This window comes from Parasphaerochaeta coccoides DSM 17374 (assembly GCF_000208385.1).
GTDB classification, from domain to species: Bacteria; Spirochaetota; Spirochaetia; order Sphaerochaetales; family Sphaerochaetaceae; genus Parasphaerochaeta; species Parasphaerochaeta coccoides.
Window position 1 is genome coordinate 1,093,169 of the sequence record NC_015436.1, and the last position, 13,494, is coordinate 1,106,662.

9 protein-coding genes are annotated in these 13,494 nt (G+C 51.9%); 3 read left to right on the top strand and 6 right to left on the bottom strand.

Going from position 1 to position 13,494, the window contains the following annotated elements:
• Positions 1 to 5: 5 nt before the first annotated feature.
• Both SPICO_RS04880 and SPICO_RS04885 read right to left on the bottom strand, forming a co-directional pair.
• Entirely contained in the window at positions 6 to 965 is a 960-nt protein-coding gene (locus SPICO_RS04880) for a carbohydrate kinase family protein (RefSeq protein WP_013739566.1), read from the bottom strand.
• Between the two features lie 9 nt (positions 966 to 974).
• Complete coding sequence (locus SPICO_RS04885; protein WP_013739567.1) at positions 975 to 1,781, bottom strand: HD domain-containing protein; 807 nt, start codon at positions 1,779 to 1,781, stop codon at positions 975 to 977.
• A gap of 201 nt (positions 1,782 to 1,982) precedes the next feature.
• Between SPICO_RS04885 and SPICO_RS04890 the strand changes: the two genes are divergently transcribed.
• A complete protein-coding gene (locus tag SPICO_RS04890; protein WP_013739568.1) occupies positions 1,983 to 3,710 on the top strand; it encodes a glutamine--tRNA ligase/YqeY domain fusion protein in 1,728 nt (575 codons plus the stop codon).
• 403 nt (positions 3,711 to 4,113) lie between these two features.
• A complete protein-coding gene (locus SPICO_RS09735; protein WP_052295827.1) occupies positions 4,114 to 6,522 on the top strand; it encodes an RCC1 domain-containing protein in 2,409 nt (802 codons plus the stop codon).
• Between the two features lie 95 nt (positions 6,523 to 6,617).
• Here the strand turns inward: SPICO_RS09735 and SPICO_RS04900 are convergent, their stop codons facing one another.
• The 4 genes from SPICO_RS04900 to SPICO_RS09740 form a co-directional block, all read right to left on the bottom strand.
• A complete protein-coding gene (locus SPICO_RS04900; protein ID WP_083810423.1) occupies positions 6,618 to 7,475 on the bottom strand; it encodes a LuxR C-terminal-related transcriptional regulator in 858 nt (285 codons plus the stop codon).
• Between the two features lie 217 nt (positions 7,476 to 7,692).
• Positions 7,693 to 8,232 (bottom strand): rubrerythrin, encoded by a 540-nt coding sequence (gene rbr, locus SPICO_RS04905; RefSeq protein ID WP_013739571.1) that lies wholly within the window; start codon positions 8,230 to 8,232, stop codon positions 7,693 to 7,695.
• Positions 8,233 to 8,257: 25 nt separating this feature from the next.
• The gene (locus tag SPICO_RS04910; RefSeq protein ID WP_013739572.1) at positions 8,258 to 8,668 is read right to left on the bottom strand and encodes a Fur family transcriptional regulator; all 411 of its coding nucleotides are present in this window, start codon (positions 8,666 to 8,668) and stop codon (positions 8,258 to 8,260) included.
• 161 nt (positions 8,669 to 8,829) lie between these two features.
• Positions 8,830 to 11,220: a class I SAM-dependent methyltransferase gene (locus tag SPICO_RS09740; protein ID WP_215904635.1), complete on the bottom strand. Its 2,391-nt coding sequence runs from the start codon at positions 11,218 to 11,220 to the stop codon at positions 8,830 to 8,832.
• A gap of 267 nt (positions 11,221 to 11,487) precedes the next feature.
• Between SPICO_RS09740 and SPICO_RS04920 the strand changes: the two genes are divergently transcribed.
• Positions 11,488 to 13,293, top strand: a complete 1,806-nt coding sequence (locus tag SPICO_RS04920) for an IS1634 family transposase (protein ID WP_013739363.1) — start codon at positions 11,488 to 11,490, stop codon at positions 13,291 to 13,293.
• Positions 13,294 to 13,494: the final 201 nt, after the last annotated feature.

The window sequence follows — 13,494 nt, forward strand, 5'->3', positions numbered from 1 at the left end:
GATATTTACTGCATGTCCTCAAGAGTGGGCGGATCACAGCCTTCACGGGAGCAGGTGATTCCTGCCGCCTTGGCAGCGAAAGCAAGGGCTGCGCGGATGACATCCCCATCAAGAGGTTCAAGATGCGCTTTTTCCCCATCCTTCCCGAAATAGCCCCCTTTCTCAAGGAAATAAAGCAAGGAACCACTGAACGTGTCGCCGGCTCCAATCGTATCCACGACCTTTACCTGCGGGGCTTCTTGGTCATACCTGTGTCCGTCGGATGCGAACCATGTGCTTCCTTTTCCTCCCCTGGTCAGGATGATATGGGCACGGGTAGTATCCCGGAGACGGGAAAGAGTTTCCGCTTCCGAAAGGCCGGGGTACATATATTCCAGGTCTTCCTCGCTGAGCTTGATGAAATCACTCAACCGGGCAGCGTCCTCCATCCTTTTCACCCATGCCTTCTTGTCCTCGATGAGAGACGGCCGCGCATTGGGGTCAAGAAAGATTACCGGACGGGGATTGAGAAAGGAAACCACGTCCAAGGTAGTGTCGCAAATGGGTTTCAACTGCATGGAAACAGAACCGATATGGAGTACCTTCACATCGGCATTCTGGGCCAGGGATTCAAGCAATTCATCACTCATCAGGCTTACCGTAGCCGTACCACGGGCATAGAAAGCATACTGGGCCGCTCCATGCTCATCAAGAGAAGCAAAGCCAAGGAGCGTAGGAAGCGTACTTGAGCACAGGGAAGGATCGAACAGGATGGTGTTCTCCACAAGATGGTCAAGTATCCTCCTTCCGAACATGTCCGAGGATATCTTGCCAAAGAAGGTCACGCCGCATCCCAAGCGAGCCGCGGCGGTCGCCGCGTTGAGTCCGCATCCTCCGACATGGCTGATGAAAGCTTTGCCTCGTTGTCCTTCATTGGACGGGATACCGATGAAATCTATCAATGCCTCTCCGATGACTCCTATCACTTTATCCTCCTAGACATACTGCTTCACATCCTGATCCTGAACCGAGGCATACAATTCTATGTATGGCTTGACCGGACTCATGTTAATCTTCTGGAGCAGAACTTCCTCGACCTGGAAAAAACCGACATCGCTGCTCATCTTCACGTCAATCCTGATAGGCCGTTTCTTTCCATGCCCGATGGTCACTGAATCAATGGCATTGGAGGAATACTTGTGAATGTCGCCGACCTTTGGTGTGGTATTGATGGTCATGGGGATGCGTGCCCTGCCCTTTTCCATATCACATCCATCAGCTATCAGGATGATGCCAGCTTCCAGGGAGTGGATGCGCCGGTTTGCCATATGTCCGACAATTCCTTCCGTAGCGGTAGAGGCTATGATTACGCGCCGATTCGGTTCGTCCGGAAATACCTGGACAAGAAGCCGTTCCATGATTGGGCGAGCTATGATGACACTGAGAATCTCATGATCCTGCCGTCCTATGCTCATCCCTACGTCATGGAGAAAGGCGGCAAGCATCACGGCATCCAGGCTGTCTTCATATGTGCCGATTTGCTCCGCCTCCAGGCTGGTCGTGATTCCGGAGGCGCGGAGCAGTTCCAACATGCGTACTGCATTGACCGCAACCTGGCGCATGTGAACCGGTCCATGATCATTGTATCCAAGCCGTTTGATGGAAACGCTGTTGGCATGATCCTGTAGGAGCTGGACTTCATCATCATCCACCAGCAGGCGCGCCAGACGTTCGGAGCTGCCGCCGGAAGGAATAAGTTTCAGAAAATATTTTTCCAGGGCGATTTCCTTGGGAGATTTCATTACATGTCTTCCTTTCCTTGTTAGGATAGTGCTTTTTTCCTTTTGCGTGAAGACTCGTGAAGAATGTCATTAAAGGGCATTAGTATTAAGAACCATTAAGAGCAGATGCCTGGCTTTCACAGCTTTTACAAGCATCGTCGTTATGATACCATGAGGAATAATTTCACTATGCTCCTTTGAAAGAGCGAAGGAATGGAAACCATGTGCGGAGAATCAGGGAAGGACGGCATGCCGGAAGTGGACGCCGGACAGAAGGAAATCAAGAATTTCCTTGAAAAAATCATAGAGGACGATCTTGCGGCCGGGCGGGTTCCGGGAAATACCATAGTGACCCGTTTTCCTCCGGAACCCAATGGGTATCTGCACATCGGACATATAAAATCCATCTGCATCAACTTCGGTCTGGCGCAAAAATACGGAGGCCGATGTCATCTGCGCCTTGACGACACCAATCCTGAAAAAGAAGACATGGAGTATATCAATGCCATCAAGAATAACGTGCGTTGGCTCGGCTTTGATTGGGGAGAACTTGAATACCATGCCTCTGACTATTACCAGCATCTCTATGAGATTGCCGTCCGGCTTATTCATGAAGGCAAGGCGTATGTTGATAGTCTCTCTGCGGAAGATATGCGTGCCTACCGGGGAACTTTGACCGAACCGGGGAAAAACAGTCCGGACAGGGAACGTTCCGTCGAGGAGAACTTGCGCATCTTCCAGGAAATGAAGGATGGCAAGCATCCGGAAGGCTCCTATACTCTCCGCGCGAAAATTGACATGGCAAGTCCGAACATGAACCTGCGGGATCCTGCCCTGTACCGCATCAAGTTCGCCTCCCATCCCCGGACGGGAGATGCCTGGTGCATCTATCCGATGTATGATTATACCCATCCGATCAGCGATGCCATCGAGGGCATCACTCATTCCTTCTGTACCCTGGAGTTTGAAGACCACAGACCCGCCTATGACTGGGCTACGGCAATTGACGGCATAAATCATACGCCTCACCAGTACGAGTTCGCCCGCTTGAACATTTCCTATTTCATCATGAGCAAGAGGAAACTTCTCTTTTTGGTCAAGGAAGGTTATGTGAAAGGATGGGATGACCCACGCATGCCGACAATCAGCGGCATCCGCAGGCGGGGCTACTCACCGGAAGCCATGAAGGATTTTGTCTCCCGTGTCGGTGTCGCCAAGGTTGAAGGGGTCGTCGATTATTCCTTGATGGAGTTCTGTGTCCGCGAGGATCTGAACAAGCGTGCCCACCGTCGCATGGTCGTACTCGACCCCGTCACGGTGATCATCGATAACTACCCTGAAGGGCAGATTGAGTATGTGGAGTCGGAAAACAATCCGGAAGCACCTGACGCAGGTGTCAGGGAAGTTCCGTTTGGCAGGGAGCTTTACATTGAAAGGGAAGATTTCATGGAGGTTCCGCCAAAGGGTTATCATCGGCTGTACATTGGTGGCGAGATACGCTTGAAAAACGCTTATTACATCACTGCCAGAAGTGTCGTGAAGGATGCGGATGGCACTGTCACAGAAGTCCATTGCACCTATGATCCGCAATCACGCGGCGGTGAGACGCCCGATGGTCGCAAGGTCAAGGGAACCAGCCACTGGGTTGCCGCCGCCACTGCCGTGGACTGCGAGGTACGACAGTACGACAAGCTCTTTGCCACGGAGAATCCTGGGGCGGCTACGGGGAATTTCCTTGATGACATCAATCCTGATTCCCTGACGGTAATCACCCATGGCAAGGCAGAGCCTTCGGTGCTTGACTTTGCTCCCGGTGACCATCTCCAGTTCCTGCGCAACGGGTACTACACTCCTGATTCCGGCGACTGGTCGAAAGAACATCCTGTCTTCAACCGTACAGTGACGTTGAAGGACAGCTGGGCAAAGATGAAAAAGAAGATGGGGCTGTAGACGTTTATATCCCGACTTACCGCTGATAGGACGTGCCATGACTTATTTTCCTGTCAGCGGTATGGCATCTACTTTTTACATAGTCGTCATTTTCTTGTTCTCCTGTGTTATACACGCTCAAAATTTAATTATCTTATTATATTTACATCTAAAATCACCAAATAACCCGAAAGTATTATATGCATTTCATGCAAAATCATACCTTTGGGTAATAGTAAACTGCCCATCAACGGATTTATACTATCGTATCATTACCTCCGCATTGGTTGGGCTGATATGTTGTCATCTTCTTCACGGAGAAAGGAAAAGACACAATGAGAGAGAGAGAGAGAGAGAGAGAGAGAGAGAGAGAGAGAGAGAGAGAGAGAGAGAGAGAGAGAACGAAAATCTGAGAGCCCTGCGTATGAACAAATCTAGCAGACCAGTCTTTATAGTTCTTACGACCATCCTGATTCTTCTTGTCGCCTTTGTTTCATGCGCTGACAAACCGAACGTCTCAAGCTCCAACACAATACGCTTCATCTCCGAGATAGGACGCAAGGCCACCGCTGACTCCGGCTGGAGTATCGGGGATGAAGTCGGCATCTACATGGTGGAGGCTGGTGAGGACGTGGCTACTGTCGCCGCGACCGACCGTGACAATGTGCAGTACGTGGCAGATACGGCGGACATCACCTTCTCCGCCTTCTCCGCGGCAGATGCCTCCAACCCCTTGAAGTGGGATGACCTTAGTACAAATCCTGCACCATTCTTTGACTTCATCGCCTACTATCCCTATGTATCATCCATCGCTGATACCACGGCTCTGCCCATACATGTCTATCCGGGTTCCGAGGAACAGGATACCGGAAAAGCTGACTTCCTGTGGGGAAAGAAGGCTGGTGTCCAGAACAACACCTCTACGGTCAACCTGACGCTCAGTCATGCCCTCTCCCGCCTTGTTGTCAACATCTCTCCGAGTACCACCGTTGATAAGGCTGCCATCACGGGCGGTACGCTTGTCGCCACTGTCACGGGCATCAACACGCAGGCAACAATCGACCTGGACAGCGGAGATGTGGCTCCTGTAATCCCTAGCGACATTGATGTCGTCATGAAGGACATCTCCGGCACGCTCACGGATGCGGAGAGGACTGCGGGCAAGCGGCGCTATGAAGCCGTGCTGATACCGACGGACAACGTTACCGCCCTGTCCTCCCTTGGTCTGCGTTTCACCTTGGGTGGCGAGACATACGAGTGGGCTGCTTCCAGCGTAGCGTCCTCCGATGAGTACAGGATTGTCTTGGAGAGCGGCAAGACGCATGTCTACAACATGACGCTCAATACGGCGGCGGATGAAGTCGCCGTCGCGGAGATTCTCATAGGGATAGTGGACTGGGACACCGGGAGCGGGGTGAACGCAGCGGCAACCAAGGCATACAGCCTCACCTTTGGAGCCAACGAAGCCACGAGAGGCAGTGCTCCGGGACGGATGTATGCTCATGAGGGAAGCCAGGTCACGTTGCCGACTCCTGGAACATTGGAAAAGGATATCCATAACTTCTACGGATGGAATACCGAGATTGATGGCAGCGGAGATTCATATGCCGCTGGTGAGTCCTTCACCATGCCCGCCAATGATGTGACGTTGTATGCGCGGTGGGTGGTGAAGGTCAAGTCAGTCTCCGCCGGAAACAATTTCACGATGATTCTGGCAGAGGACGGTACACTCTGGGGGGTAGGATACAACGAATATGGCCAACTGGGTGACGGCACTTTCGGCTATTCGAACAACAGAAACACGCCCGTGCGGGTCAAGGCCAGTACCGATCCCGACGACTTCATGACCAATGTCGAGGCTGTCTCTGCTGGATACCTCCATACGATGATTGTGAAGGAGAACGGCACGCTCTGGGCGACGGGATACAACGAATATGGTGAACTGGGTCTGGGTGGCAACTTTCCCGGAACCAACAGAAGCACGCCCGAACAGGTCACGGTCATGGGGACTACTGTCGACGATGTCTTTACCGGATATTATCACACGTTAATCCTGGAGACGGACGGCGCACTCTGGGCGACGGGATACAACTATTATGGTCAACTGGGTGACGGCACTACGACCAACAAAAGCACGCCCGTAGAGGTCTGGAATTCTATCGATGGTACCGAGCTCATGACTGACGTCACGATTGTCTCCGCCGGAGCTTATCACACAATGATTATGAATGACGGCACGCTCTGGGCGGTCGGACGGAACAATTTTGGTCAACTGGGCATCGGCACTTCAGACGACTCGAACTTCACAGGCATACCCGTGGAGGTTCCATCCATGAATACTGATCCGGACAATCCTGTCGTGGCTGTCTCTGCCAGATCCATGTACACGATGTTCCTGAAGGAAGACGGCACGCTCTGGGCGACTGGAAACAACAGTTCTGGCCAACTGGGTATCGGCACTACGACCAACAAAAGTACTCCCGTGGAGGTCTGGGATTCTACCGATGGTGACGTGAAAATGACTAATGTCAAGGCGGTCTCTGCCGGATTCACCCATACGATGATCCTGAAGAATGACGGCACGCTCTGGGCGACTGGAAACAACAGTTCTGGTCAACTGGGTGTCGGTGATAATACCAACAGAAGCACTCCCGTGAAGGTCACGTCCATGGGTTCTGATGTCGAGGCTGTCTCCGCCGGGAATTCCCACACGTTGATCCTGAAGAAGGACGGCACGCTCTGGGCGACTGGATACAACCTATATGGTCAACTGGGTCTAGGTAACAGCGGTTCGGGAACCAACAGAAACACGCCCGTGCAGGTAGTTTTCTGACCGGGACATGAGGAGATACCGGCGCACACACCCACCGACTGACAGATTGTTCCGTTGCGCCGGTCATCTCCTCCCGCCACACTATTTTCCCATCCTCACTTACCGATTATTTCGGATACTCCGACTTCTTCCCCCATTTCATGATACCGAACGCACAATTGGGCACGGGAATTTACTCCTAACTTTTTTCTAATCCTAAGGAATGAACTCTTTATAGAATTTTCTGTCGTCTCAAGAATATCAGCAAGCTCCTTGTTTTTAAGGCTTCCTTGACTGTTGCAATAAACCTCAAGTAATTGTTTTTCCTTCAGGGTTAATGTAACCATTGCCTGTTTGGTGTCCTCAATTTCCCTTATCACGGAATCCGGTGTTTGGAATGATAGCTTGTGAAGCATTGCATTCTGATTTTCAATAGCTGCTTCCAAAGCGCGCATTTTCCTCTTCTTTTCGTCTACTATGAAAAAAACTATGCTTCCTAATAAAACGAAGAAAAAGATGATTATGAAAAAATATAATCCTGAGAAAAATGGAATACCTTCATACCATTCTCCTGTCACACCCAGACATATAAGGATACTCAACGGAACAAGCGTCTTTAGTAAGAATCGCCTATCAAGAAAATGATATAAATATGCGAGGGACACTGATAAAGTAAACAGTCCCCATCCCCGGAATGAGTTGATATTAATAAAAATGGCAATTGCACCCAAGCAATACAAAATGATACATTGAATTATCTCGAAAACAATGCTTTCCCAAAGACATGTTACCATGATTATCGGCAATGAGCTGACCAATACAATAATATCCAGTGTAAAAAAATTAGCATCGATTCCACCGGGTTTGAAAAAATGACCATACATCAGATTTGCAGCTAATATCATTAGCGCGACACACAACAATATCACACCAAATAATTTTTGTCGGTTCTTGGCCATATCCAGTTGTTCCATCACATTATTTGTATTTTTCTACCAGAATATCTGGCACTGTATATGCGTACCACTAATCTTCTTTTATGTAAACTATAAATTAGTACTTAATTATTCGAATCTTTTTGTCGTTCAGCTTTTTCCCGCTGAACGAGAAAATAAAAACCGCCCACAGAGGACGGTTCCTTGTCTACCCGCCGCAGTCGCTGGAATACGGCGGAAATCTTATGCCAGAGTCTTAATAGTTCTTGGCGACCAGTTCGAAATATGCCTGGGGATGAGCGCACACAGGACATACCTGAGGGGCTTTCTTCCCTACATGGACATGTCCGCAGTTGATGCACTTCCAAATCTGCTCTCCGTCACGGGAGAACACAAGACCGTCCTTGACGTTCTTCAGCAGGTCGAGGTATCTCTCCTCATGGTGTTTCTCAATGGCGGCGACTCCACGGAACATGGCTGCAATGCGCTTGAAGCCTTCTTCTTCCGCAATCTTGGCAAAACCAGCATACATGTCAGTCCACTCATAGTGTTCACCATCGGCGGCATCCTGGAGATTGATTGCCGTCTCTGGGACATCATCACCGTGGAGAAGTTTAAACCACAGTTTGGCATGTTCCTTCTCATTGTCAGCGGTCTCATCAAATAGATTCGCAATCTGAACATAACCATCCTTGCGTGCCTTCGCTGCATAGAACGTATATTTTGTGCGAGCCTGGGATTCACCGGCAAAAGCTGTTTTCAAATTTATTTCAGTCTTGCTTCCCTTCAACTCCATGAAATACTCCTTCGAGGCAGAACGCTCAGCCTCTTTTCTTTTTCTGACAATCGGGACATAACCCGTTGAATATCAGGTCGTATCCGTGGATTTTATATCCACTGGCATCTCCATTCAATAAACTGGCGTGGATGCTCTCAGATATGTCAAGGGCAACATCAGAGACTGCGCCGCACGCCGAACAGTGTATATGGTGATGATCCATCAGCGTGTGATCGAACCTATCAGGGGCATGAGGGACATGTACCCGGAGGACCCGTCCACTTTCAACAAGGAAATTCAAATTGCGGTAGACAGTGGCTTTGCTCAGATGTGGTCGTTCTGCCACAATTTCTTCATAAATTTCTTCAGCCGTCGGATGGTCACAACGACGACAGACAGTATCGTAGACAAGCTGGCGCTGTATAGTCTTGCGACGATTCTTTTCTGTTTCCATTTTACTTCCTGCCCTTTGAACCTTATTGTTAAGTAGTTATACTACTCACACCCTTTTTGTCAAGCAATGCAACAAAATAACAAGGGACTCCGAAAAGTCCCCTGCACAAAAAAATCCATCAGAGTCTAATTAACATCCTTTCAGGATATCAAACACACAACCTATCTTTCTTCATCATCCCTGTTTCGACTCTCGGCAAATTCAAACCCATAGGGCCGGGGACCTCGCTTCTTGCTTTCCGTCCGGGGACGGTCTTCGTTGAAGCGCGGCCTGTCACTGTTGAAACGTGGCCGGTCATCACGGGAACGATCGAAAGGACGGTCGCCTCCACGCGGTCTGTCAAAAGGACGTCCACCCCTGTCATCCCTGTCACGGGAGAACGACGGTCGGTCACTATTGAAGCGCGGACGGTCGTCACGGGAACGGTCAAAAGGACGTCCGCCCCTGTCATCCCTGTCACGGGAGAAAGATGGCCTGTCACTGTTGTAACGCGGACGGTCATCACGGGAACGATCGAAAGGACGGTCGCCTCCACGCGGCCTGTCAAAGGGACGTCCGCCCCTGTCATCCCTGTCACGGGAGAACGACGGTCGGTCACTATTAAAGCGCGGGCGGTCGTCACGGGAACGGTCAAAGGGACGTCCGCCTCTGTCATCCCTGTCACGGGAGAACGACGGTCGGTCACTGTTGTAACGCGGACGGTCGTCACGGGAACGGTCAAAGGGACGTCCGCCCCTGTCATCCCTGTCACGAGAGAACGACGGTCGGTCACTGTTGTAACGCGGACGGTCATCACGGGAACGGTCGAAAGGACGTCCGCCCCTGTCATCCCTGTCACGGGAAAAACGTGGTCGGTCATCACGGGAACGATCGAAAGGACGGTCGCCACCACGCGGCCGGTCGTCATTGAAGCGCGGCCTGTCACTGTTATAACGCGGACGGTCATCACGGGAACGGTCGAAAGGACGGTCGCCACCACGCGGGCGGTCGAAGGAACGGCTCCCTCGCTCGTCATTGTATCGTGGCCGGTCACCATTTTTACGCTCATCCCGGCGTTCTTCAAAAGCCTTTCGTCCGCGAGCATTGTCACGGCCATTATCGGAGTCGTCTTTGGAAAAGCCCCTCTCAGCCTTGGATGCGGGAGACAACGCAGGTTCCTCACCCCACTCCAGGCTCAGGAAGGAATCATCACTATCCTCGTCCTCATCATCGTCTTCATCTATCACGGCATCTTCATCCTCGGCGAGGAACTCATCAGAATCATCAGAAAGCTCTTCCGTGAGAAATTCATCTGTTGCCGCGGATATGTCCATTTCGGCCTTTTCTTCTTCTGAGATTTCTTCTTCCACGACTTCTACCTGCTTTGCTTTCCGGGCTGCCTTTTTACGTGGAGCAGGCTTTTCTTCCTGTGCTTCAGCAGAACCCTCGGAAAGGCTTTCAGCTGCCGCTGCCATCTCCTCAGCTTCCTTTTCTTTCTTTGTTTTCCGGGGTGCTCTCTTGCGAGCCACCGGCTTTTCTTCCTGTGCCACAATCTCTATGGCTTCATCGGCGCCTTGCGCCTCGGCGAGAACACCGTCAGCCACATCAGCGGCCAGGATATCTACATCATATTCCTTTTCCAAAATCCAACTCCTCGTACTTATTCTCCGGCGCGCAAAACCCGGCGCACGGACATCTTGTGTAATCTCTTTAAGCTCAAACCCCTGAATGCGGTCACCCTTCATTTTAAAACCGCTTAAATTCGTTGAGAAAAGCAATAAAGAACCTTTCTTCAATAATCCATTGAGCAGGCGGAACCATTTCAGATGGTCGCGCTGGACATCAAAATCCTTTTTCATCCTGCGGCTATTCGAGAAACTGGGGGGATCGAAGATAATCAAGTCATACTTCTGCCCTTCCCAGAGAGCCTTTATGACAAACGCGTAAGCATCGCTCGTTACACAAGGCACCTGTGATCCAAAAAAACCATTGCTGCGCAGGTTATTCACGCACCACGTGCTATACGTGGGACTCATATCGACGGAGACGACTTTCGCTGCGCCTCCGGAGGCGGCATACACGGAAAAAGATCCCGTATAGGAGAACAGGTTCAATACCGTTGCTCCATGGGCAAGTTCCCGCACCATCTGCCGCGTCATCATGTGGTCTAAAAACAGACCCGTATCTATTCTCTTTCTCAACTCCACGGTAAAGGTCAGTCCATTTTCCTTTACCTCTACTTCACACTCCTCCTCATCCACAGCTTCATGCTGTTCACGTCCTTCCCTTTTGTCACGGGTATGAACCATGACATGGTCATCACTCACGTACAACATTCGGGAAACTACATCCACGCATACGTCCAGATCCTTCTCATCAAACCATCCGTCACTGTAATCTGTAATCCGTGCGTAAGAAGCATATAGATCGACAGTCAGCGGAACAGATTCCAAGTTACGGTCATACACTCTCATGCAGTTGGTATCAGTCTTCAACATGAGCCGACGCATCGCCAGCGCGTTCTTCTTAAGTATTTTTCCAAAATCCTTGACCGCAAAATCCTCTATGGACACAGGACGCCACCTCGCCAGCGCGAGTATATCGCATACCATCACAACACACAATATACTTGTAAGATAATACATAAAATACTGAAAGAAAAGAAGTTGATATTTCACTACCTCCATAGTTTCGCAGTTAGATGACAGAGAAGGAGGGAAGTAACTTCTTGTGAGGGAAGTAGCAAGAAGTTTTTTTTGCACTTTCCTGAAAACATTCATCAGTTTGGCATTGTGTGGCACTGTGAGGTATGATATGATTCTCCTCAGAAGAGGTGCCCGATGTTCATCAAGATAGTCCCCGAAAACAAGAGCGGACGCAAACGCCTGGCCTATTACTCCGGCCATCGCAAAAACGGCACGGTGAAGCACTCCCTCGTGCAGTGGCTCGGCTATCTGGACGAGCTCCAGGCGCTCTACGATGACCCGGTGAGCCATTTCAAGGCCGAGGCGAGACGGCTGACGCAGGAAGAGAAGGAGCGGCAGGTGTCCCTGAGCGTCTCGACGGCCGAGCATTTCCACTTCGCCCCTGGAGAGGGGACGGACTGCACGGACCCGGAGGTGAGGGCGGACAGGATCCTCAGCTACGGCGTCCTGCCGCTGCTGAAGCTCTACCACGAGCTGGAGATCGACTATTTCTGGAACAACAGGAGGCGCTACACCAAGGCGCTCTTCAACCACAACAGCATCTTCCGGCTGCTGGTGTGTTCGCGCATCCTGGCGCCGGACAGCAAGCTGGGTACCTGGCAGGCGCGCCAGAGGCTTGCCGGGGACGTGGCCTTCAGCGCCGACGACGTGTACCGCTCCCTCGCGTTCTTCTCCCGGCACAAGGACGCCCTCATAGACCATCTGGGGCGGATGGTGGAGCGGCAGTACGGGCGGGACACGGGCCTGCTGTACTACGACGTGACCAACTATTACTGGGAGGTGGACGCCGAGGACGAGCTGAGACGGCGGGGGGTGAGCAAGGAACACCGGCCCGATCCCATCGTGCAGATGGGTCTGTTCATGGACGCCGACGGCATCCCCCTCTCCTACGGCCTGTTCCCGGGCAACACCACCGACGTGGCCACCTTCCGCCCCCTGCAGCAGACGGGCCGGACCATCTACGTGGCGGACAGGGGCATGATGAGCGGGATGAACGTGGCCTCCATCCTGCTGCGGCACAGCGGGTACGTCATCAGCTCGTCGGTGCGCACCTGCACCGCGGAGCTGCAGGCCTTCATCCTGAAGCAGGAGGGCTACGTCCATGGTGCCGCCGATGGAGATTTCAGGTACAAGAGCCGCCTGACTCCGGTCGAGCGTTGGGTGACCGATTCCGCGACGGGCGGAAAGAGGAAAGTGACGGTCAACGAGAGGCAGGTGGTGTTCTTCAGCCGCGCCTACCAGCAGAAGGCACGCCACGAGAGGATGAAGAGCATCGAGAAAGCCCAGCAGGCGGCGGGCGGGGGGCAGAACACCGTACTGAACAACCATGCGGGGAGACGGTTCCTGAAGAAGAGCATCTTCGACGGGGCCTCCGGAGAGCGCGTGGAAGCTCCTGAGTTCTCTGTCTCCCTGGATACGGAGCTGCTACAGCGGGAGGAGGCGCTGGACGGCTATTACCTTATCTGCACCAACGTGGTAGGCACCGAGGAGGGGGAGCCCCCCTTCGCTGGGCGGGCCCGTTTCCGCAGGGACAACCTCTTCGAGCTGAACCGACCAGTGGACGACGTGGACATCATCGACATGTACCGGGGCCTGTGGCGCATCGAGGAATGCTTCCGCATCACCAAGACGCACCTGGAGGCCCGTCCGGTCTATGTGCGTACCCGCGACAGCATCGAGGCTCATTTCCTCACCTGTTTCGTCTCCCTGCTGCTCCTGCGGCTTCTGGAGAAGAGGACGGGGGGAACCATGTCCGTGGGCCGGATGGTGGATTCTCTGCGCCAGGCCCTGCTGGGCGACATCGAAGGGCAATGCTTCATGAACCTGTACTGCGACCCCGTCATCCAGGACATCGGCGCAGCCCTGGACATCGACATGAGCCGGAAGTATTACGCGAAAGCCGATGTGAGGGCACTTTTTGCGGCAGTGAAGAAGACCTGATGCCACACACATGAATGTTATAGCATCTTGTCAGTAACCCCTTGCATTAGAATGAGTACGGATGTTTTTTCGCTTTTTTAACTGCGAAACTCAGGGTATATCGCATACCATCACAACACACAATATACTTGTAAGATAATACATAAAATACTGAAAGAAAAGAAGTTGATATTTCACTACCTCAGTTCCCCTGCACTGCCT